Annotated in this window: 17 protein-coding genes; 3 read left to right on the top strand and 14 right to left on the bottom strand. The window is 51.6% G+C overall.

Annotation, left to right across the window (positions count from 1 at the left end; translation table 11 throughout):
- Nucleotides 1–2: 2 nt before the first annotated feature.
- The 5 genes from AC0YNW_RS19270 to AC0YNW_RS19290 are packed head-to-tail and all read right to left on the bottom strand — an operon-like array spanning nt 3 to nt 9,547.
- The gene (locus AC0YNW_RS19270) at nt 3–644 is read right to left on the bottom strand and encodes a beta-mannanase (protein ID WP_475833328.1); all 642 of its coding nucleotides are present in this window, start codon (nt 642–644) and stop codon (nt 3–5) included.
- A gap of 22 nt (nt 645–666) precedes the next feature.
- Nucleotides 667–1,926, bottom strand: coding sequence for a vWA domain-containing protein (locus AC0YNW_RS19275; RefSeq protein WP_475833329.1), 1,260 nt, complete (start codon nt 1,924–1,926; stop codon nt 667–669).
- Nucleotides 1,927–1,975: 49 nt separating this feature from the next.
- Nucleotides 1,976–4,339 (bottom strand): transcription initiation factor TFIID, encoded by a 2,364-nt coding sequence (locus AC0YNW_RS19280; RefSeq protein ID WP_475833330.1) that lies wholly within the window; start codon nt 4,337–4,339, stop codon nt 1,976–1,978.
- Nucleotides 4,340–4,350: 11 nt separating this feature from the next.
- Nucleotides 4,351–7,740 carry a tubulin-like doman-containing protein gene (locus AC0YNW_RS19285; RefSeq protein WP_475833331.1) on the bottom strand — a complete coding sequence of 1,130 codons (3,390 nt, stop codon included), beginning with the start codon at nt 7,738–7,740 and terminating at the stop codon, nt 4,351–4,353.
- A 19-nt stretch (nt 7,741–7,759) separates the two neighbouring features.
- Nucleotides 7,760–9,547, bottom strand: a complete 1,788-nt coding sequence (locus AC0YNW_RS19290) for a vWA domain-containing protein (RefSeq protein ID WP_475833332.1) — start codon at nt 9,545–9,547, stop codon at nt 7,760–7,762.
- A 156-nt stretch (nt 9,548–9,703) separates the two neighbouring features.
- Between AC0YNW_RS19290 and AC0YNW_RS19295 the strand changes: the two genes are divergently transcribed.
- Nucleotides 9,704–9,856 carry a hypothetical protein gene (locus AC0YNW_RS19295; RefSeq protein ID WP_475833333.1) on the top strand — a complete coding sequence of 51 codons (153 nt, stop codon included), beginning with the start codon at nt 9,704–9,706 and terminating at the stop codon, nt 9,854–9,856.
- The gene (locus AC0YNW_RS19300) at nt 9,853–10,782 is read left to right on the top strand and encodes a hypothetical protein (RefSeq protein ID WP_475833334.1); all 930 of its coding nucleotides are present in this window, start codon (nt 9,853–9,855) and stop codon (nt 10,780–10,782) included. The genes AC0YNW_RS19295 and AC0YNW_RS19300 overlap by 4 nt, the downstream gene beginning before the upstream one ends.
- Nucleotides 10,783–11,292: 510 nt before the next feature.
- Here the strand turns inward: AC0YNW_RS19300 and AC0YNW_RS19305 are convergent.
- From AC0YNW_RS19305 to AC0YNW_RS19345, 9 genes are all read right to left on the bottom strand, one after another.
- On the bottom strand, nt 11,293–13,350 hold the full coding sequence (locus tag AC0YNW_RS19305; protein ID WP_475833335.1) for a S8 family serine peptidase: 2,058 nt from the start codon (nt 13,348–13,350) through the stop codon (nt 11,293–11,295).
- Nucleotides 13,351–13,591: 241 nt separating this feature from the next.
- Complete coding sequence (locus AC0YNW_RS19310; RefSeq protein WP_475833336.1) at nt 13,592–13,942, bottom strand: hypothetical protein; 351 nt, start codon at nt 13,940–13,942, stop codon at nt 13,592–13,594.
- A 72-nt stretch (nt 13,943–14,014) separates the two neighbouring features.
- On the bottom strand, nt 14,015–14,845 hold the full coding sequence (locus tag AC0YNW_RS19315; RefSeq protein ID WP_475833337.1) for an alpha/beta fold hydrolase: 831 nt from the start codon (nt 14,843–14,845) through the stop codon (nt 14,015–14,017).
- Between the two features lie 102 nt (nt 14,846–14,947).
- A complete protein-coding gene (locus AC0YNW_RS19320; RefSeq protein ID WP_475833338.1) occupies nt 14,948–15,538 on the bottom strand; it encodes a TetR/AcrR family transcriptional regulator in 591 nt (196 codons plus the stop codon).
- 154 nt (nt 15,539–15,692) lie between these two features.
- Nucleotides 15,693–16,520 (bottom strand): hypothetical protein, encoded by an 828-nt coding sequence (locus tag AC0YNW_RS19325; protein ID WP_475833339.1) that lies wholly within the window; start codon nt 16,518–16,520, stop codon nt 15,693–15,695.
- A gap of 721 nt (nt 16,521–17,241) precedes the next feature.
- A complete protein-coding gene (locus tag AC0YNW_RS19330) occupies nt 17,242–17,889 on the bottom strand; it encodes a FusB/FusC family EF-G-binding protein (RefSeq protein WP_387475826.1) in 648 nt (215 codons plus the stop codon).
- 291 nt (nt 17,890–18,180) lie between these two features.
- Nucleotides 18,181–19,092 carry an NAD(P)-dependent alcohol dehydrogenase gene (locus AC0YNW_RS19335; protein WP_475833340.1) on the bottom strand — a complete coding sequence of 304 codons (912 nt, stop codon included), beginning with the start codon at nt 19,090–19,092 and terminating at the stop codon, nt 18,181–18,183.
- A 117-nt stretch (nt 19,093–19,209) separates the two neighbouring features.
- Nucleotides 19,210–21,942 (bottom strand): winged helix-turn-helix domain-containing protein, encoded by a 2,733-nt coding sequence (locus AC0YNW_RS19340; RefSeq protein WP_475833341.1) that lies wholly within the window; start codon nt 21,940–21,942, stop codon nt 19,210–19,212.
- Nucleotides 21,943–21,967: 25 nt separating this feature from the next.
- Nucleotides 21,968–22,531 carry a DUF6022 family protein gene (locus AC0YNW_RS19345; protein WP_475833342.1) on the bottom strand — a complete coding sequence of 188 codons (564 nt, stop codon included), beginning with the start codon at nt 22,529–22,531 and terminating at the stop codon, nt 21,968–21,970.
- A 312-nt stretch (nt 22,532–22,843) separates the two neighbouring features.
- Between AC0YNW_RS19345 and AC0YNW_RS19350 the strand changes: the two genes are divergently transcribed.
- Complete coding sequence (locus tag AC0YNW_RS19350) at nt 22,844–23,155, top strand: YbjQ family protein (protein ID WP_387475814.1); 312 nt, start codon at nt 22,844–22,846, stop codon at nt 23,153–23,155.
- Nucleotides 23,156–23,282 lie beyond the last annotated feature (127 nt).

The following is a 23,282-nucleotide window of genomic DNA, read 5'->3' on the forward strand; positions in this document are numbered from 1 at the left end:
TATTATGTTGTGGCTATCAATTCGTACAAGTGGCCATGTCTTCGGATATCGGCCAGAAATAATCGAATATGATCCTGCTTGTCAACTTCGATCGGGGGCAATACGTTTCTTCCCCCAGAGAACGGCGCAACAAACGGATACATAAGTCCGTCCTCGCGATTGGCGGGAAATCCGCCATGCTTCTTCACATAGCACAGGACATTGCTGCCCAGCGCTACCTCCGTTCTCACTTCGATCTGGATGCTCTTGTGCTTGCGGAACAGGCCGGACTTCTCCGAAAGGGAATAATAGATCTTAGCCCTGTTCGCGCTAACTTCAATCCGGTTATCCCCATTCCGCTGCTGAAGCAGAACAGCCCCTTCTTCCCGCTCCATCAGAATGTAGACCGTAAATCGGTACATTCGGGCACGATCGAGCCGGCATACATAACCGTTATTAGCTTTATATTCCGATTTCGTATACAAGCGGAGGCTTCCGAGCTCGTCTTCCTCCGGAACATCCTCGTCATCCATCAGCCGCTGGCTGATATAGACCGCCCCTACCCCCGCCGGCCATATCCAGCGCAGTGTACAGCGGTCTTCCTCTATCATTCTCGCAAGTCCCGTGATGAGGGGCGAGCCTTCTTCTGCGACTTTATACTGCAATGTTCTCATCCCCTCGTTTCATTTAAAATCCGCTGCTGCGGTTATTCCGGCTTCTGCCGCTTCCCTCTTTAGGGTTTGCCGCCGCGCGTTCCCGGCCTCGGCGAGCATTCGTCTTCTCTCCGACTGGAATGACGAGCGTGAACAGGGCAATGACTGCGGCAAGCACAAGCATCGCGATGAATCGGAACAAACCGTCCGTAAAGGCATCCCCGGACAGCCCGGCATTCAAGATCAGACCTGATGCCAGACCGCCGACAACTCCGCCCGCTCCGAAGCTATACGCCAGGAAACGGTTGTCGAACATGATGCCAAGGGCGATGCCAAGCGCCAAGCCGATCAACACAAATGACAACAAGCGAATACCTTTGTAAATCGTCGGCTCCTCCGCCGCATTAGGATTAATCGAAAGCAGCGAGCGATTATCGATTGTCAAATAGATGGAACGGAACGCCGTCGACAACCCGTCAGACTGTTCTACGTCATAATAGGTGCCTCCGGTGGATTCCGCCATGTCTTTAAGCAGCAGCGTCCCCTGGTCGTAGCCAATCTTGAGGCCAATGGTATGAAGCGCGATGCCTTTGCTTTTGAGTTCATCTATTTGTTCCGTAATATTGGAATCACTAAAGCCGTCGGACATAAAGATAACCATCGTTCCCCGGTCGGCCTGAATGACCCGCAGCGCCTCTGTCAGCGCGCTGTAGAAATTCGTCCCATCCTCCGTCGGTTCGATCGCATCGATAACGTCGTAGACAGCCGTCTTCTGAGAGCTGGCCCCGACACTCACCATCGGCTGGATCAACTCGGCCGAATTGGCGAATGAGACAATCGCCACCCGTTTGTCTTTGTCCATCTCGGCAATGAGGCTTTTGGCAGCCTTATAACGATCGTTATTGGGATCGGTCTCCGTCATGCTGCCCGAATTATCAATGACCAGCACAATATCCCGAATTTTCTTGTTCCCGCCAAATTCAAGACCGTACACGAACTGAAGCGCTCCGCCGACCACGAATAAGAGCACAAGCGTCGCCGGAACAAGCAGCTTCCAGGATAAATCGGTATAACGCTGCCGCCAGGAATGCCCGTTCAAGCTAGGCGACATCAGCTCTGCAATGAGACAGAACAGACCGACGCTTAGAGCCAGAATACCGAAGTACAGGCCAATCACGACATAGCTTGGCCATGCCTCCGGCAATGCGCGCAGCACAACCTCGCCAATCGCAAAACCGACGGCCGCTCCTATCAAGCTGAACAGCAAAAGCAGCATATTTATTTTCCGTTGCATACGGACAGCACCCTCTCACCTTTACAATACAACTAGATTTCTTACCCGGTTAACGTAGCACGGGCAGCTCGGACTCTTCGATGGCATGGAACTTGTAGCCGTCCTTCACATATGCCTCATAGTACGCCTTCGCATTGCGGTAATACATCATATCCTCCATATGGAAGCCGCCCATCAAATGAAGCTTTTCTACGCTGCTGCTGCGATTCTCATGCAGACTGCCAAGCTTATGAATCCGTGACGATTCATCCATGCCGAAGGCGTACCGAATGAACTCGCTGTTCCGATCGCCGAAGAAGTACTTCTCCTCATAGCGATGCTTGTGCGTATAATCGAATAACCGAATATGGATCGCTGCATGCTCCTCCAGCATCCGGTACAGCTGCTCGAACAGCTCCTCCTTGGGCAAGGCTTGCCGGTTCGTGTAGGAGACCGATACGTTAGCACGGTGCAGTAATTCTTCCTCGAAGGACAACGCAAATCGGCTTGTGGTCAAAATATCTCTTCGACAAACAACAATGAGCCGCTCGATAAAGACCGACTCCTCCTGCTCCAGCAGCTCTGCCACATTGCCGATGTATCTCTCTTCGAACAGGATGGACTCCCCGCGCTTCTCCTCCAGCTCTCGCAGCGCATCAGCGGTAACTCGCTCATAATAATCAAATACATTTTGCCCGATATAATCATCACCGAGCGAGATGCTCTGCTTGGCTTTCGTTTTCAATTGTGCCCGCAGATCATGAAGCCGCTCGATCCGAACCCGGTACCATTGGTTCAGCTGCTCCAGCTCCGCCGCATAACGGCGGTAGATGACAAGCTCCGTCTCCAGCTTCAGCCGTTCGTACCTCAAGCCGTACACCTGATCCAGAAACGCGTGGATGAAAGACCGCACATTGCGTTTGTCCATGAATGGCACGCGCTGGAACTTCAAGTCCTCTACCCGGCTGTCATAGAGCTGCACGAGTTCCTCTTGCAAATCTTCGATTGCCCGGGTCAGCTCGCGAATCTTCTCTTGTACCGTACCCGTCACTTCGCCTCTGCTAACCCCCTCGTCCGTCCATTTATATAATTGGTAGAACGAGATTCGAGGCTCCTCAGCCATACTGCGGGCGAGCGTTCGCTTCAGCGCTCCGGCTACGTCCAGTCCTTCCAGCTGAAGCTTGGCGTTTTGTACAAAATGCTGGTTAAAGAAGGTTTCGCAGCTGCTGCCGTATAACGCATGCTCCGCTTGAGACAAGGTCATGCCGCGCAGCTCGTCATAGCGCACGCCGCTTGTAATGAGCCCTTTCATATCCGCTAGCCGGTCGGGCAGCGGAACTCTCTCTTTGCTACGAGCCGACAGCGTATGAGCATCTACTCCAAAAAATCGCAGCTTATCCGCCGTGCTCAGCTCCGGCCCGGACTGCAAGCGTACGATTACCTGGTCGAATAGATGGTACAGCACCGTCAGCGCGATCGCATAAGACGGACGCTGTACCTTCGCCAGGCCGGCCGAGACTAGCCCCAGCCTGCCTGATTCCGCGATGAGGCTATGCTTGAAGGATGTATTGTTGTAGCTTTCGCCGCTTACATGCATATCCGCTTGGCGCTGGCCCCGATTTTTGAGCAGCAGAATTCGGCATATGATCTCATAGTTTTGCTCCATCCCGTTATAGGGAGTCATGCCTTTTTCGTTCCGGTCCGACAACAGGTAGACCAGATCGAACAGCGGCGCCGACTGATGCTCGATTGGAATTGTCAGACCGTCGCCTGCCAGCAGAAGCGGTGCGCGATAGGAAAAGTCCGGGCTCTGGAACCGCTCGATCTCACGAAGGAAGCTGATGCCCGTCGCAGCGGCATAGCCGTACGAATCGGACTGCTCGCGCTCTTGAAGAAGAACGAACAAATCCATCTGGACGGACTTGAACAGCGTTCCGAAAATGGACTGAGCCAACAGCGCAATATCCGGCACCAGAATATTCATAGGATCATCGGCTCGTACAATGACCGCCAAGTGAAGACGATCGAACGACGCGTACATGCGTCCGTAATCGCCAATTGTATCATTCATTTGACGCAAGATGCGATTCAGCAGACCAAGCCCTTCCGCTGCTTGGTGAAAGCCGCTTCCGATTCCGGTCCGAATGGTTCGCTTCTCCTCTCTTTGCGGCGCAATCCCCGCCAGCGGGATGGTAAAGAGATTCGCAGCCTTGGCCTCACAGACGCTTGATCCGCTGGATACGTGGCCATACACCACGCCAGCATGGTTCGCCCATCTCAGCGCGTTGGACTTCATCATCGGTTCTATCGCTTGCTCTGTCTCATCCCCAATAAACAGGAATACGGTCGGGTAATGAATGCTGCTCTGGTCGTCTTCCGTCCCTTTCAAGCTCTGCTCGGCTGCCGAATAGTCGGCCGCAAATTGCTCTACCATTTCCCTCATCCTTACTTCAGCTTTCTGCGAATATCATGTAGTTTGGAAGCCATTCCTTTATAAAATTGATGCAGCTCCTCGCCGTTCGCCAGCTCAATCTTCTCGTATTCCAGTCGCTCGCGCGCATCCAGGAATATATTGAACAGCTCATCCAGCTTGGCGACCAACGCAGATGTATCTTCATTGGAAGTTACTTCAGATACCCGACGTCCTGCCTTACGCAGCAAGGTCGCGAGACTCTTCTCATCCAGACTGCGGAAGTGCTCGAATACCTCAAATTCGATATAGTTGCTGCCCTTCATCAGATTGGCGAATGGCGCCCATGCTTCTTCCTCTGCATCGCGGTCATAGACATACAGGGCGCCGCGCTTGCAGATCGTATCGGTATACAGCGCATCTATAAATTGCTGCAGCCACTTATCGTCGCTCTCCTGCTGGAGCAGCACCTCATCCAGCTTCTGAATGGCGGCCGCAATGGATTCCATCTTCGCCAGCTCCTCGCGCACACGGCGCAGCTGCAACGGCGAGCGAATCAAATTCTCTTGCGCAAGCTCTTCGGAGTAGCTGCCGAATATATCCTTTGCGGCTTCCAGCTCCAAGCCGCCTGCAAGCAGACGCTTCAGCTCTTGGGAAGCTCGCTTCACTTCGCCCATATTGGGCTTGGCGCTGTCGAGTTGCATCGCGAAGCCTTGCAGCGCGTCCGACACCTGGAACGGTTTCGTATAACGTACGCTGTACCGGTTGCTGAGCGGGTTGTCGATCCCCTTCTCCACGATGATGCCGAAACCAACCGCCTTGGCAAATTCCTCACGGATTCTAGCATTGTAGTCCTGCACCCGGCGATTGATATACGTCTCACCCCATGACTTTTCCGGAATCGGCGAAGGCAGGTAGGTCCAGTTCTCCTTGTCACTCTGCACTAGATGGCGCCCAATTCCCTCTTTGTCCAGGATGGTGCGCTCATAGCTTTCCTCGTATACCTTAAGCGGCGTATAGACGAACAGAGGCACGCCGTTGCGCGTATTCAGCCAGAAGATCCGGTTGCGCACTTCGCTTTCCTTAATCGTGAAGTGGGACTTGCCGATTGAGCTGTTCTGATAGTTGCGGATGCCGCGCAGAATGCTTGGCGCTTGAACAGGCACGGAGACAAAGCCCCATGATGGAACATGCAGATTGCCCGAGCTGTTGCTCAGATGGAACACCGGAATCGCTTCCTCGTCCAGCTTGCTGGCGATGTGGCGCTCTACAAACTTCTCGATCGCCTCGTCGTCGCCATATTTCATGACCAGGAACTCTTCCATCGACTTCGTAATCAGATCTCCGAACTTATCGGTCAGAAACTCCGAGATAGAGCCGACGATATCAATATCCTGCTCCTTCACCCACTGGTTCGAGGACTCCAGCAGCTCGCGCGTAAAGTCACGGATCAGATCGTCCCCGTCCTTGCTGTCCATGACGCGGCTAATGACGTGGGAGATATCCGGCACGCTGACGATGTTCCAATAGTAGGTTTTGTTGCCCTTGTGATCGCCTTGCTCATCACCGCTTGTCAGAATCTCGCCGTTTTTGGCAAAGATCGTATTGAGCACATTCAAGATTTCCGTATAAACGTTATAAATCCGGTTGTTCTCGGCATTCAGCAGCTCATGCAGGTCCTCGTAGAACTCGATCAACTGCTCCATCCGCTCGATATCCGCACGGAGCCAATATTCATTTATTTTAGCTTCAATATAATTGTTTTTCTTTTTGTCCTTCGATACGAAGGCGCTCTTGGCATCGCCCATTCGCTCGTCTGCCTGTTCCCGCGCAGCTTCGATCTCTCGAGGCAGCCGTTGCAGGTTCTCACGCAGCGATTCGATATAGGACAGCAGCATCTTCAGCAAGCAGAAGCCTTTGTCCGTATAGAGCAGACGCGACACATAGAACGGCCCTTGCTCCGGATGAAGGAAAATGCGGCGAATCTGCTCGTTGAAGTTACTCACAACCTCGCCGGGCATCTGCTTCTTCGCTTTAATATATTCCTCCCGCGCTCTGGCCAGGAAATTTTGCTCCAGCTCGGTATCCATATTGACGGCTTGCATCTTGATTACGTTGTTGTAGCTGAGCCGTTCGCTATGCTCGAAGCCCGGAAGCGGCTCAGGCACGCGGGAATCGAAGTTTCTCATCATGGAATCCAGGTCAATGCCGAGCTTATGCACGAACTTCTCGACATCTTCCTGGGACGGCGCCTTGCGGAACATGCCCTCCATCTTCTGGAACAGGCGGTACGCCAAGTAAGTCGTCATTTCCTCGATCGGCAGCACCGCCGAGGAAGCACCGATAATGTTGTAATCATAATTCGCCGGATAAATCTTGTTCATCTGTGCGATATTCGTCCGGATATTGCTGATATAGTCATGAATGGCGAATTCCTCGCCTGATTGCTTCTCTTCGCTAGAGATAAAGTTGGTGATGTTCTCCGCTGTCACGTTCATGCAATAGTCATACGCATTATCAAGCAGCTTGCCTTCTGTATTCGTAGCCGAGATCAAATGACATAGATTAAACGGCGGGAGCGGCGAATTAACGGATAAAATATTGCCATACTGCTGCTTGAAGCGCTCGCCTCTGGCATCCACATTCATCCAGTAGTCAAGTTCCTTCAGCGCGGCATAGCCGTTCTTCTTAATATATTCCCGCGTATGGTCGCTCAGGCTCTTATTCGCCAGATTAATATCCGGCGTGAACAAATAACCGAGCGTATTGACACGATCGATGCCTGCCGAGCCATGGTCGCGCTCGATAATTCCTCTTACGATATAGGAGATATCGAGGAAGGTCCCGCTGCCCGTACCGCCGGACAGGCCTGTCAACAGGAACACCATCAGTTTTTTGTTCGTGCCGACGGAGAGCGTCTTGATCTTCTTATCAATGCTTTGCACGACTTGATTGATCTTGGTGAACAACAGCAGTCGACCAGCCTGGCGCACGCCTGCCGCGCCGTTCATGCCGTCCGTAATGCTAAGCTCCGGCGACAGCCAATCTGTAATGTACGGTTCCAGTATGCTGCGGTTCTGCAACAGCCCGCCTACCTCGGCATTGGACAAAAGCACAAATTCGTTGATCGGATCCAGACCGATGCCTTTATACTTTTTGTTGCGGTCCTGTTCATTCGTCTCGAATGCGAGAAACTCCACATTATCCGGCTTGTCGCGCTTTCGCTTCGAAACTGGGTCTTCCGGAAGCTTGAAGCGCCGATTAATTTGATACTTCAGGCGAAGCAGCGCATCGATGCCCGTGCCGCCAAGACCGATAATGAGAATCGGGTTGTCGATCGTATCTACTCTGATCTTCTCGCTGACGATCCCTCCGCCGAGCGAAACGTCCAACTGCTGAATATGCTCTCTTACGATTGGTTTCATGGTGATCCTCCTCGATTGGTTATACGAGATATTCGATATAGATTGTTTTATCTACTTGTGTCAATGAGACGGTAATGCGGTCGCCGCTCTGCAGCTCCAGCTCTCGCCCATCCGCAACCGCCCGGCCGGACTTCTCTACTCTGCATAAGGAAGTGTTCAGCAGAACGACTCGGTCCTTATTCGCCGGCTTGAACACAATCTTTTCTGTCTCCTTCAGTTCCGGAGCCAGCTGCAGCAATTGATGCAGCTGCAATTTGCCTTTGAAATGGCTTAACCGCTTGTATTGCGGCGAGGATTTATCCCCTGTATTCTCATCCCGGATTTCAATAATCATCTGTCCTACAAATCCGCGGCTGCGCTCCTTCATCATCCCCCAGACCCAATATCCTACGCCAAGCAGCGCAAGAACCACGACCGCTGCGATGACAACCGTCCATATCGGGAACGGCTTGTCGTCCGCCTCTTCCGCCGGAGTTGTCGTTCCGCCAGACCCGCCAGATGATGCCGAGATCGTAATCGGCTCACTCTCACGGAAGAAGCTTTGCTCCTCAGCTTTCACGATAATCTCATAGTCCCGGGATTCCGGTATCTTGTATTCACCGGCAAAATGATCACCATCCAGCTTCATGGCGACCTCTTCCGTATTGCCGCTCGTTAAGTCTTTGACGAACATAACCGCGTTCATGTTGCGGTATTGCTCCGCATCGCTCAATCGCTGGCCCTTGCTGGCCAAAAACGCATTTAGCTTAACCTTATCGCCCTTGGAAAAGGACGTTGTCGCAAGCGCCTCCAGCTCTAGCGTCAAGTCATAGTTAAAAATGAGGTTAATATCGATTTTATCCTGATCCACGCCTTTGATCTTCAACGTCCAATCGCCTTGAACCGGCTTGATCAGCTTAAGTAAAGTGTAGCTCTTCGACGTAGCCAGTACAACCTTGTCTGACGGAATCGCAACGGCATTGCCCGATGGATCGACAAGCTTCGCCTCGACAGGCTTGGATGACATGATAGAGATATTCGCTTCAAGCACATTGCTGTTCGGTACGGTAATCTTCACATCCTGGAAGTCTCCGTTCGCGGTGAACGAATTGACCGGGACAATGTTCAGCTCCAGATGGCTGGCGAAAATTTCACTAAGAATTTGAGGCAGGTCATCGGCTGAATCGGTAACAAACGACTTGCCGCCCGTCTCCTTCGACAATTCCTCAAGGGCTGCTTTGTTCAGCTTTCCGTCCGCATTCAGACCGATCGTGTAGATCGGAATGCCGCTGTCATTCGCGGTGCGTACCGCCTGCTCCCTCTCTTCGTTCGACTGCGCTTCGGTACGGCCGGACTTCGGATCAAGCTCGTCGTTCCCGTCTGCAAGCAGAATAATAATCGGCTCGCGGTTGGCGCTGGCAGCCGCTCCATCCTTCAAGATCTGGACCGCTTCCTTCAGGCCAACGGATACGTCCGTATAGGAGCCGCGATTCAACTGGTCGATGAATGATTTCAGGTTTTGCTTATCTTCCGGGGAGCGAATCTCAAGCAGCGCCTTCTCGCGCTGTATCTTATCCGTATACGCCACGACTCCGACCCGGTCGCCCTTCTCGGACAACATGTCGATGAACATCTTCATCGCCTCATTGCCGATCTTCGCCCGGTCGCTGCTGTCCATCGAATAGCTCACATCGAGCACCAATACAGCATCGATCGGCGCAGCTCCTCCCGCGGCTGCTGTCGCGCCTGGCAGGCTAACACCCAGCAGAAGTGAAAGCAGCAAAGTTAGCATAATCGTATATTGAAGTCCTTTTTTTAGTAGATTCATGATAGTCCTCCTTGACCATATTGCCGAATAGGTTGTCTCAATTAGTTCAAAAGTCATCGTTAGTCACGAGCCCCGCTATGATGCTATACTAAAACCAAGTATAACTGAAGGACACCCATAAATCACTTTTTTTGTCATATACGGGAGGCGCTCTACATGGTTACATACGTTGTCATCGGACTGTTGGTTGTATTTGCTAGTATAAAAGCATTTCACTATCATTATCAAATGAAACAAGCCCCTTCGCCGAAGCAGCTAAGCAGGCTTGTGTTGTCTACACTAAGACGCGGGCAGAGTGATCACGAATGATAAAGAGAATAGCGGTAACTCTGAAGCCCTATAACCGCGTGCCGTTTGCCTATCAAAAGCTCAAAATATGTCGCAATTGCCGCCATTTCACCGTGCTTGGCGAGCAAGATTGTCTGTCCTGCGGGAAGGCTGGCGGCCTAAAGCCTGTGGAGAAGAAAGCCGCCGAAATTGTACGCAGAGACCAATGGCTCACTGGATTGATCATGCTGCCGCTCATCCTGGTTGGACTTATATTCAGCTCATCTGCTTTGCAAACGGTGCTGTTGATTGCGGCAGCAGTGGCAGCAGCCGCTTTATTATGGACGCTTTCCAAACGGTTTACCCCTGCACTTAGACGCATGCAACTGCAAAAAATGTTTCAGCAATACGCTTATGAGCTTGCATCCGGACTTGCGATAGACCATCAGGCGGCTATTCGCGTATTCCAGGAAGGCGACAAGCCGCGCACCTATGAGATGCTGCGGGAGATCGGCTCGCTGGTGCATAACGATCAGCTGAAGCTGGAGCAAATCATGCTGCTGCAAACATTCCAGCTGCGCAAGGATATGGATCTGATGATCGAGCCTCTGCTGATGGACAGCTTCAGTACTGATTTGGTCTCCTATATTGGTGAGATTGCCAAGATCAGACGCGAGCTGATCAAGGAAAATACATTCCGTTACGTGCTTCAGCATGAGATGCGCATTCTGAACATGCCTAGCGGCGAAGCGATACTGACAACTGTTGCCGGTGCAGCCGTTCGCAAAAGCCGGTATATGACGATGTATCCATATCTGCTCATCCGGTATGCGCGTCTGCTTCCGAAGGACCGTTTCCTCCGATTATTCAAATTCGCCAAGTCCGTGCGGTCGGGACCGCTATACGATGAGGTTATGCGTTTATACGAAGAAAAGTATAAATGGGACCCGGATTTTCAAAACGCCTGACCTTTCGCATCCGGTCGTTATTCATTCAGCATAGCGCAATGGAGCTAGATCGAAACCTAGCTGCAGTCGTAATCCGGGCAGGACTTAAGTCTAGCTTCTGCGGTAATATTTGTTAGGGAGATGGGCGAGGAAATGCCCTGCCAACGTTATACATCGGCACAAAAATGAATAGCGGTACAGGGATGTCCTCCCTGTACCGCCATTTCTGGCTTTGGTGCTATTAGTGGTGTGTGGCAATACTATTTCGCCTTCGAGGGCGCTTCCGAGCGTTTAGAGTTTCTCAGCAACACTATTTTCGCATTTTCACCCTTTTGGTGCGATTAGTGGTGCGTGGCAATACTATTTCGCTTTTTGGGGCGAGTTCGAGCATTTAGTGATTCTCAGCAACACTATTTAAACATTTTTACCCTTTGTGGGCGATTAATGGTGCGTGGCAATACTATTTCACCTTTTGGGACGAGTTCGAGCATATAACGGTTCTGAGTTACACTATTTTCGAATTACTACATCTTATAGATCGCCCCAGCGTGCTACAGTAACTTGCGTCAGCTGTGTGCCGCTTGTGACTGTATGAGCACGCGGCCCTACATACCCGCCGCCGCTAGATGTTTCCATTGAACCCCATGTACCTCTGGATAAGTTGAAGTGAAATGTAGTTCCAATCGGGACATTCAGCGTAATGCTGTAGGTTCCACTCGCATTTCTCGTCAATTTATAAGCAGAGTCGTTGACCGACCAGCTGTTGTTCAAGCCATGGACATACATGTAAATATCCGCGTTAAGAGGCGTATTGGCTGGTACCGTCACCTCGAAGGTCTGGCCTTGCAGAGGCGGCGCGGTCGTCGTCACCGCAAGCGCTGCGCTGGAAGAGGAGACATGGCCTGCCCCATCCCTGGCTTTGACCGTAAAGGAATAGGTGGTAGAAGCCGCTAATCCGCTAACGGTATACGTCGTGCCAGGTGTAACCGAGATCTTCACTCCGTCCTGATAGATATCATAGCCGGTAACGCCTACATTGTCTGTGGATGCCGACCAAGACAAGTCTACGCTGGAAGATGTAATATTCGCCGCTGCCAGCTGGACTGGAGCGCTAGGCGCTTCCGTATCGGATATAGCCGACGGCGCGGGCATGTTGTCGATCATATTTTTCAGATTTGGCAAATGCCCGATCTGGTCCACCGCAGGATTCGCCGAAGCCGTGTTGTATGCCGGATTTCTAAGCAGCTCGCGAACCTCATGAGGCGAGAAGGTCACGCCGTATTTCGCCTTCGCAATGCCTTGCAAAGAAATAACCGCAGCAGTAACAATAGGCGACGCCGAGGATGTGCCGCTGAAGGATGTCGTATAACCTGTAGTGGAGTTCAGGTCAATTGCGCTTAGCGTATGCACGTTATGCCCGAAGCCAAAGCTGTCGATGCGGCTGCCGTAGCTGGAGAAATACAGGCGGTCATGAGGCACTGACGACGATCCGGCACCAACTAGGATAGCACCAGAATCCTTGAAGTCCGGACTGTTCGTGTTCAATATATATTTGCCATTCCAATCCTGGTAGGTGTCCAGATTGACGGAGCCGTTAGCACCCGCTTCGACTACGACGATGCCCTGATCCGTCGCATAGCGAATGGCGTCAAACTCGGCAGGAAAGACCTCCATCGGCACATAAGCTCCATTGGACGTACTGGACGTAGATTGCACCTCTATCAAAATCACATCGCCCCGCTTCAGCGCCGGTACAGATGTGAGAATCGCCTCGGCGATATTGCTGGAGCCGTCGAGCCGTCTCCAAGAATTAATCAGCGGCTTCGCTTTGTTAGCTAATCCGACATGCCCGATCGTATTGTCTACCGCTGAGATGATGCCAAGTACAGCTGTGCCGTGAGCAGCAGAAGTCGGCATCAGAATGCCCGGAAGTGCCTGGATGTTGTGTGCCGCCAGGTCTTCATGATTAAGCGCCCAGCCCTGTTCGACATCCACGTACGAGATGCCTTTGCCGTCTCCGCCTTCTAACTGCCAGGCATATGGCGCATCAATGCCGAGCGGCGCGGCTTGTCCATGGGTCTGATTCGGATACAGCGGATCATCATTCGGCTGTACCGGCGTTGAGTTCGGCGCATACGGCAATGACGGGTCCGAAATGTTCGTTGGCGCCTCATAAGCCGCTTCCACAAGCGGGGACTTGTTCAGCTTCGCCAGAAGTGCCGTAACATCCGTTCCTTTCGGAACAGCCGCGGTAAAATATTGATGGAAGACTGAAGTCTGACTGCTGCTCGACAGCTGTGACTTTGCGTTAAGCGAAGTGAACAAACGGTTTAGCTCCAGACCGTTCAGATCGGCTAATATGCTGACATCAGTAGCATTTCTCGATGCCTTAAGCGCCTTCTCCGCTCCGTCTTGATAAGGAAGCTGCACCTCTTCCTTGAACTTGATTACAATTTCCCCTGATGGCTGCGCCGTCTTCCCGGTACTTACCGATTGTCCGTCCACCGCGTGGGCAGGAGTGAAACCTACTGCTAGAGTTAAAACTAAAATCGCGGATAATACCAAACTTACTATTTTTCTGCTAAACATGTTCATCTCTCCTACTCTCTATTTATCTGCTTGCTAGTAAAACCAAAAATAAAAGTCACACCTCCCCGGGAGAATCCTATCATTCTCAAAAATGGAAATATACCGCCAATAAAATATACATCCTGTCCCTTGTGAAGACTGTCGAAAAAAGATGAAAATTTCGTAAAAGTTAACCGATGCGTTTAATCGTCATAAAGTTGTCAAAACTAACCCTCCTTTTTCGCATAAAAAAAGAAGATTCTCACGCTGTCTCCATAACAAGCGGATCATCTTCTTCTGAAATTTCGTCCGTACCATCGCCGTACCAGTCTCGAAGCGACAGGATCGGCTTGATTCCTCCCGGAGTCATATAGAGCCAATCATAAGCTTGTTCCCGCTCGCCCACTCGGAGAATGACTCTGTTTTCAGCCACGGTTAAAGCAACGTCATGCTGGGGCAGTTCCACCAGCATCTTGCCGTCAGGAAGCAAATTTGAAAACGGCGTGTCCTCTGTCTGATCCTTTGCCTCACTTTTCTCCTCGGAGGAAGGAGTCGACGGGACAACCTCATCTCGTTCGCTACCGATTTCGCCACATTGGGCCGTGGAGGTCATGCAATTATTCCCTCGCTCACATGAACGCCCCTTTCCGTTCTCACCCCTTACAGAAAATAGAAATAAACCCAATTAAGTTGCGGCAATCTCCTGTTTGGACAAAAAAGCAAACAACCTGTCATACATGTATCCGGCTTCCTCGCCCAGCCAAATGAGATGTCCCCATGATTCCAGTTCACATACCTCAGCATGTTGAATCTTCCCTTTGACATGCCGCGCATGCTCAATCGACACGGTAGAATCATGACGGCTATGCAATACCATAGCTGGACAACAAATCCGAGCCAAATCCTCATCCTGATTTTTTTGAGTTTCCAACATATCCAGCTTAAAACCGTTCCCGGACCGTTGTTGTTTGATCATCTCGACAAAGAGAGAAACATCATTTTTCCCTGACCGTCTCAACACCTCATCAAACGGAAGATGGCTAAATGATGAAACCATGCTTTTGAACAGGACACGGGGAAGAACGTTGCCAAAGCCTCGTAATAGCGACCATATATATTTCTCCACAGCCGGGTTGAACATGATCTGTGCAACTTTGTGAGCCTTACTGTCTGTGTCCGGCCATTGTCGGGTAACAGCGGATTGTAATACAAGGCTTCTAGTCCGCTCCGGATAGCGTGCCGCAAACCTTATGCCGGTTGGTCCGCCCGCGGATACTGCCATGACGTGAGCTGACGCCAAACCCAATTCATCCATTAACTCCGCATACGCCTCGCATGCATGATCAAGCTCTCCGCCTAATTCTGCAGAGGTTGCTCCATAGCCGGGTCTTGAAGGTGTGATCAAGCGATACCCGTTCGCAACCAATTCTTGATAACCTAGCGATTCCCGGCAGCTTGAATGTCCTCCATGAAACACAAGAACCGAAGCCCCCGAGCCAACGATTGAAAATTCCAATGTATGACCTCCGCAAACTGTCAATTGACGAATGAGTCTATTCATATTTCTCCCCCTCAAAAGTGAATCATTATTTATTATTGGAGTATAAAAAGAAACGGGCTAAATAAAACTTTTTAACCCGGTATACCAAAACAACACATATTGTTGAACAATCGATCCTCTAGCCTCACCGTCGCAATTTTGACGCATGATTTCAAGAAAGCCTTCCAAAAATGCAACGGCAATTGGCCCCGCTGTGTCTTCGGAGAACTTAACTTCTTGCTTGAAGTCGTTGTAAACGTGTAGATGGCCAATAACATTGTCCCTCATCCACTCTCTCCAAATAAGATTGGCGTGCTCATGCTTGGTTCCCGCACTTCCGTCCATAAGGATCAGAAGCGGAATACGCACATCGTCTGCCGCAAGTTCATTTAGTGCCAGAACAATAGCTTTAAGCTTAAACTCTTCGTCAAGGATTGGCTCGTTCAGACGCTTCTGTGTCAGTTTCTCCAAATAAGGGTATACGCCGCTTACCATTTGATCGTACAATTTCTCCTTATTGTCGAAGTAACGGTACAAATTGCCCACTGATACGCCAACCTTGCCTGCAATCCGCTTTAGCGATGCTTTCGCAAAACCATGTTCCAAGAATTCATCCTTTGCATGCCGGATAATAGCTTGACGAATTTCTTCCTTTAAAGTTTGAACCATAAGTGAACCACCTTTCACTTTTGATAGTATACAAAGAATGCTGCTTGCTTGTAAAGATATGGATTGTCATTGTATTGCAGTAATGCCAAAGAGCCGTTTCTTCCGAAGAAGACACGGCCTTGGCCCACACGATTATTAAGATTGTGCTTACATATTAAGCGGAAGTATCCGCCGATTCAGTTGGAGTCGATGCGCTGCTGCCTTTCCGCTCTCCTTTGCCTCCAGGGAAGCCGCCTCTGCCGCCTTCCATTCCTTTATAGTCAAATAATTTTCCATTCACCAGCCGTTCCGCTTGCTCCTGGGCTTTTTCTTTTGCTTCCGCTGCTTTCTCAGCGGTCAGCTTGCCGTCTGCTGCTGCTTGGTCGATTTGTGCCGCTATCGCATCCTTGACCTTGGAGATGATGGTGTCCGTTGTGCTTCCTTTCTCCTTCGCAACGGAAGCAATGGTAGCACCATCTGCTTGCAGCGCTGTCTTAAGCGCATCCTCGGTCAAGCCCAGCGCTTCAGCTACAGCTTCCAGCCCAATTCCGCCACCTGAACGGATACCACCACCAAACTCTTGCTTCGTGCTAATCATCGTATCCAAATTGGACTCAAACTGCTGCTTCATCTCGGATTGCTGCTTTTCGAAGGCAGCGGTCAGCGCCGCTTTCAACTGTTCCTTCGACACGCCTTGGGCAGCCGAGATTTCCTCAAGCGTGCTTCCGGCCGCCAGCTTCTCCTGTAGCGCATCTCGCTCTAGGCTCAGCAGCGTCAGCACGTCCTCATTTACATAGGATGCGCCAAACCCATGGCCGCCACCAAACTTGCCGCCTCTGCTCTTCCCGAATTCCTTCGCAGAATCCGATGAGTCGGATTGGACGACTGCGCTTCCTGTTGTCGCTCCCGATTTCCCCGGAATCGCAGATGCGGCATAAGCACTCAGCGGAATCATCGCTGCCAGCGCCGCCGTAATACCTAATGTTTTCACATACCTGTTCATGTTATCTTCCTCCCTAACGGTTGATAGAGCCTTATCAGCTCCTCGTTCCCTGATCTTGCCAAGACCGGAACAATACCCATTATGGACAAGCCCGCTTAAGCGAACGTGAAGGGAATCTAAAAGGAAGCTTAGTCGCGCCTGAATGTTTGCTGAATGCAGGTACGGGGGGGGGGATCGACCAATTGGATCAGATGAGATGACTTTAACGGATTCAAGTCGATCCTATCGGCTTAATCGTGACGCATGAGTTAATTTCGAGGAATTAAGTCGACCGCAATTCGGTACAACCGACTTAATCGTGACGAATGATGCTCCTTCGTGGATCTAAGTCGGTCCAGCCGACTTGATGGTGACGGATGATGCTGCTTCGCGGATCTAAGTCGATTCAACCGACTTAACCGTGACAGATGATGCTGCTTCGCGGGTCTAAGTCGATTCAACCGACTTAACCCTGACAGATGAGGCTACTTCGCGGATCTAAGTCGGTTCAGCCGACTTAACCCGGACAGATGATGCTCCTTCGCGGATCTAAGTCGGTTCTACCGACTTCATCAGGGCGAATGTGGAGCGACACAGCTGTGTCATCATCCGCGAAAAACACCATATAGAAAGAGCTGTCCTTCAGTCATTTCAGACTGCTCGGACAGCTCTTCTTGCACAACTATAGAATTGTCATATTGAAGTATGGACAATTAAGCTGTCCAATAAGGCTGTCATTCGGTTAACCAAGCACCAAATGGAAGAAATTCTCCAGCGCGGCAACATCCTTAATGTGATGATTGCACGCCTCGCTGTCAGAACAAATATATTGGCCGAACGCTTTATAATAATCCGGTGACGCATTGGCCGGCTTCACTTTGGAGACGGCGCTGAACAACGCAAGTTCCTGATGCCGATTGCATAGGAAGCATACCCCCTTCCTAGCTTGCGTAAATCGGCCTTCAACCCCGGCGAGCTTGCCGTCCAGATCATAGACGAGGAACATTCGCCCCGTCCCGATATCGGTCCAGCCTGCATAGGTAAGAAAACGGCGGTCAATTGCCGCAAAATCCGGCGTTTTCAGCTTCTTCACCTTCGGGAACAATCGCGATGCATCCTTGGGTGAAAGCTGTGGAAATAGCTCCAAATAAGGCTCCAGCGACAGCAAATAGCCGTCGACTTCCTCCGTTGTCCGCAAGTCCGCAAGCTTGCCCAGCAGATCCAGCTGCTCCTTCGAAGCATCGGGAAAAGCTTCTGCAACCGCGGCGCATGCTCCAAGCCTGACCGACTCTGCCACTCTCCGGTCGGATACCGATGTGTTGGCATGCTGCACCATTCCGGCTTGTTTCTTAATCAAATTATACTGATGGTTTCTAATAAAGGGTTTCAAGGCTTTCAGCTCCTTATTTTTTGTAAAAAGAAAAAAATAAGCGCAAAGCCCTCTAAATTAGAAACGATAGGTTCTCATTCCAAGCGACCAAATATGGTTCGCCCATGCAAAGTATCGCCCCTAATTTGTGGCTTTGCATGAGCCGCTTCGAGTCCCGGCAAATTGATTTGCCATATGTGCCACCCCCCATAACGTCCTTATATTATACAGGATGAAGGATGGTGTGGCTATCGACTAAACGGATATACCTATTTTTTCACAACCCGTGATCGCGGGCTGGGGACTACGCGGTTACGGGATCGCAACCACCACATTGCCCTTCTTTCGGCCGCTCTCTACATAGCGATGCGCCTCCGCAATCTGCTCCATTCGATAGCGACGATCAATGACCGCCTTAAGTGAGCCGTTCTCCATAAGCTCCTTCAAGACATACATATCCTCACGGCGTTCAACGACCACACCTTGTCCTTCTACCGTCAAATAACGGCCCCCAGACGCCAGCGCCTTGGTGCAGGCGGATTTCGTGCTTTTGCCTACCGCATCAAATACGATGTCGTAACGCTCTCCCCGCTCCCAAAAGTTCTCTTTCGTATAATCAATGACATAATCGGCGCCCAGCGACTTCACCAGTTCGGCGTTCGCCGAGCTGCACACCGCAGTCACTTCCGCCCCGCTATGCTTGGCCAGTTGAATCGCGGATGTGCCTACGGCGCCCGATGCGCCATAGATGAGAACCTTTTGCCCGCGATGCATATTCCCTTTTCTGAAAAAATGCAAGGAGGTAGTCCCTCCGAAGGCTACAGCAGCCGCATCCTCATACGAAATATGAGCCGGTATCGGGGCAACCAGACTGTTCTCGGGAAGACACGCATATTCGGCATAACCGCCGAACCGCATGCCGGTCAGCGCAAACACGCGGTCGCCTTTCTTGAACTGGGTGACAGCCTGGCCTGCCAATTCAACCTCACCGGCTAGCTCGACGCCGAGAATCGGCTGTCTAGGTCTGCGAATGCCAAGAAATAATCGCATCGGAATCCAGAAAGAAAGCGGGCTATTGAAGGCTCGGACTCTGCAGTCGCCCGTCGTAACGGTCGTCGCATATACCTTGACCCGAATTTCGTTAGGCCTCGGGACCGGCTTCTCTACTTCGCTAATCTGCAACACATCAGGTGCACCGTACTTTGGGCATACGATCGCTTTCATCTGTACTTCCTCCTCATGACCTTTTGCCCATAAGTATAGCGCCCCCTGAGGAGGCGCTTATAGCTACTAAAGTATGGTTCTCATTAAACGGGACAATCCCCACGTCCAAAATAAATGCTACAGCAGCCCCAGCCCGCGTGCGCGCGCAACAGCTTCCGTCCTGCGGCTCACCTGCAGCTTATCGAAGATGATCCGGTTATGTCCCTTAACCGTGCTGAGCGCAAGAAACAGCCTTGACGCAATCTCAGTGTTCGACAAACCGTCAGCAATCAGCTCCAGCACCTCCAGTTCCCGGCTGCTTAGCGGTTCTACAAGCGGCGGCTTGCCAGAACCCCCGGATGGGAGGCGCTCTCGATGAGATTTCGCAAGCGGTGCCGTGCCTTTGAAATGCGCAAGCAGCTTGCCGATATAGTCAGTCATCTGCCTGCGCTTCGAAGCTTCAAGAAGAAGCCTCTCCATAGGCGGCCCTTCATCCAAAAACAACCGTGCAAAACCTTCGCCTTCCGCCTCGTCAAGCACTTCGAGCACAAGGTTAATCCCTTCATCCCTGCTGCCGCAAGTGTACAAAGCCACCGCTTGAATCGCTTTGACCTGGAGCAGCTCGTCCGCTCGGCCACACTCTTCCGCCGCATGGCGAAGCTGAGTCAGAACGCTAAGCGCATCCGCGACATTGCCATTGGCAAGCTGCACTTTGGCCATGCTGATCGTTGGCTCATCATCGTGGCGGAGTAAGCGGGCGGCCTCATCCAGACGCAGCTGACGAAGCAGCAAAGCGGTACGCACAGCTGCCAGCACCTTCATTTGATACGTAAAATGATAGTTCTTGGCAAGCTGATCAGCTTGCGACCATAGTGCCGAGGCTTCCTTTATCCTATTCCGGGCAAGCTTTACCCGGGCAAGGAGCAGCTTGCAAGCGACAATCCGATCCGTATGCTTAAGCAGCGGTGCCAGATGAAGAGACTCTGCCGCATGCTTCTCCGCAGCCTCCAGATCGTTCCATTCATAGTATATCGATGCCAAGCCTAGATGAGCCTCGCAAGCGGCTGGAATCGGCGGATCGCCAGCCAGCTCCAGAACCCTGCTGTACCAGTCCGAGGCTGCATGGAGCTGATTATCCGACTGGCGGATCGCCCCAAGTCCAAGCATGGACATCAATGTAATTACCCCATGCCCGATGGACTGGCTGACCGTCAATGCTTCCGAATAGGCCTTGCCTGCGGCAGCGCGTTCTCCCTGTAGCTGATAAGCATAGCCTAGCGTCCAGGTGGTCGCTGTTCGTACCGCCCGATTATCGGGATGCAAGTGCGCCAACGCCCGTCGGGATTCTGACATAATCATCTCCGCATCATGTCGGCTGACAGCGAGTGTCGCCCGGATCGATGCGGCATGGCCGATCGCATCCGATGTCCGTTCGTCTTTCGGCATGCTCTGCAGCGCTCTCTCGGCAGCCTCCAGATGACTCACAGCCTCTTGCAGCTCGCCCTTTATCAATTGTGCAGAAGCATACATCACCCATAGCGAGGGCCTTGTATCCAATTCACGCTTTGGCAGAGAGCCCAGCCATGCCAGCACAGGTGCAGCAGCTCCGCGAAAGAACAGAGGCATGTAGCCTCCCTCGGCGAGAAGCGCCGCCCGTTCTACATCGCCGGCTTGCGCCGCATGATGGAAGGCTTCAAGCTCAAAGCCATTCTCCTCATGCCAGCGGCTTGCACGCAGCTGCAACTCCGCCACCAGCTGTTCGCCCTCTTCCGCTTGCAGCCGTTTCCTGAGCAAGCCGACAAACAAATGATGATAACGGAACCAGCGCCTCTCAGCATCCAGAGGCACGATAAACAGATTGGATCGCTCAAGCCGCTCCAGCATTGCCTGACCAGATACGCCAAGCTCAGCTTCTCCTTCCCGCTGCAACAAAACATCGCATAGCGGTCCGCTCATCCGATCGAGAATAGAGGTGCGAAGCAGGAATGATCGAACGCCTGTATCTTGTCCATTCAGCGCTTCCTCGGCCAAATAGTCCAGCACAAAGGGATGGTTTTCATTAAAGGTCTGCATCGCCTGAAGAGCATCATGCTGTCCCTTTATCGACAGAGCGGCTAATTGCAGCCCCGCAATCCATCCTTCTGTCCGGGCTTCGAGCAGCTTCATTCCTTCCTGCCCCAGCTTAAGTCCCATGACTCGGCTTATGAACTCCGCTGCTTCATCGGAGCAAAAACGCAAATCCGCCGCGCGCACTTCTGTCAGCTGGTCTCTCGCACGCAGCCGGGACAAAGGAAGCTCAGGCTCCGTGCGAGTCGTAATGACCAGATGCAGACGATGCGGCAGCCGCTCCAGCAGAAATCCGACAGCGTCCAGTACCTGCCGTGAATCAATCACATGATAATCGTCCAGTACGAGTACACATTGCCCGGAGAAGATGTTATCCCATTCATTGAGAAGATGGGAGAGCACCCATTCGACTGGAGGCGTCTGCGGAGTTTGAAGCGCGCCAAGCACGCCTTCCCCAAGTTCCGGTGCCAGCGTGCGTAAAGCCGCGAGCAGATAGGAGAGAAAGCGTGCAGGGTCGTTATCCCCATCATCTAAAGACAGCCAGGCAGACGGAACTGGACTTCCAGCCAGCCATTCGCTGACCAGTGACGTCTTGCCATAGCCGGCAGGAGCCGAGATAAGGGACAGCTTCCGGTGAAGCCCTTGCTGAAGCTGCCCTGTCAGACGAAAGCGAGGGACATATCCGGGCCGAGGCTGTGGCATATATAACTTCGTGGATAGAATAGGCATGTTCATGTAGCCAGTATAATAAGGGGCTGTATCCTCCGTCAACCAAGAGCTAAGGCTGGTTTTGCCTACTCCCATAGGAGGGAGTGCCTCCGCGAAATGGCTAGTTCGCAGCTTTTTGCTCGTCGTTCAGGCTTTCCAGATAAAGCTTGTATTCCTCCGTAAATTCAAGCGCCTGCTTGAAAGAAGCAGAACGCTCAGATAATGCCTGTACGACCTCCTCCTTCGTCCCCTCCGTCAATACAAGCACGCCTGGCCTGCGCGGGAGACGGAACTGTGTATGATCATGATAGACCTGCACGACAATTGTACCGAGCGGCATTCCGTCCTTGTCATAGATTGTGCTCCACATCCAACGCTGCTGATCCGACTCGTCCTCGTTGCCCCATTCACGGGAAATATCGAACTCACCCGGTAATCGAGGCTCTGCACGCAGCCCGTTTTCCTTCATTTCTTTATGAACGTGGTTAAGCAACAGGTTCAAATACGTGCCATAAGCCATATCGCCCGCTACCTCGTAGGCGCGCTGAAGCTTATCAGCTTGCTGAGTCAGGATGTCCTGCCACTGTGATTCAATATGGGCATCGATGTACTTCCCAAGCGAGCCAATGACATTTTCCGTGCGTACAGCAAGCAAGCTTCCAAGCGACAATTCGTTATGATTCATTTTCCAACCACCCATTTCATTCGATTTTTGAAGCTTCCTCTCCAGTTTACTTCATTGATGCAAACGATAAAGTCTCACGGAATGAACTGAAGCCTAACCCTGCATTTGATTGCTAGAAGCGTCAAGTACTTTAAGGTTTTAATTGAATCCTACAATCGATTGGATGAAATAGCTTCGTCTCGACTTTCTTTCCCCATGCTGCTATGATTTCAATAGATTGAACGATCTAAAGGATGATTTTTTCGGAACCGCAAATGTCCATCCCTCGTAATAACGGTAAGCAATTGACTTGAATTCCAGGAGGAATTACGTATGATTTTGACCACAACATCCACAATTGAAGGCATGCCCGTAAGACAATATGTAGGCATTGTAACAGGAGAAGTTATTATGGGGGCGAACGTGTTCAGAGACTTTATGGCGTCCATAACCGATATTGTCGGGGGACGCTCTGGCGCCTATGAGAGCAAGCTTCAAGAAGCAAGAGACGCGGCGTTCGCCGAGATGTGCCAGAAGGCTTCGCGCATGGGCGCTAATGCCATCATTGGCGTCGATATCGACTATGAAGTCATTCGTGACGGGATGCTCATGGTAGCCGTCAGCGGAACAGCTGTCAACGTGTAACGCCTCTCCCGCGCCAGGTCTCCTCCTGCAATCCTTATGCATCAGATGCAAATCGATTACGATGGAGGAGGATAAAGCTGAACCGGATGAAGACAGCTTTTACTCATTTACGTACAACGTATAACAG

The organism is Paenibacillus sp. J31R120 (assembly GCF_056269225.1).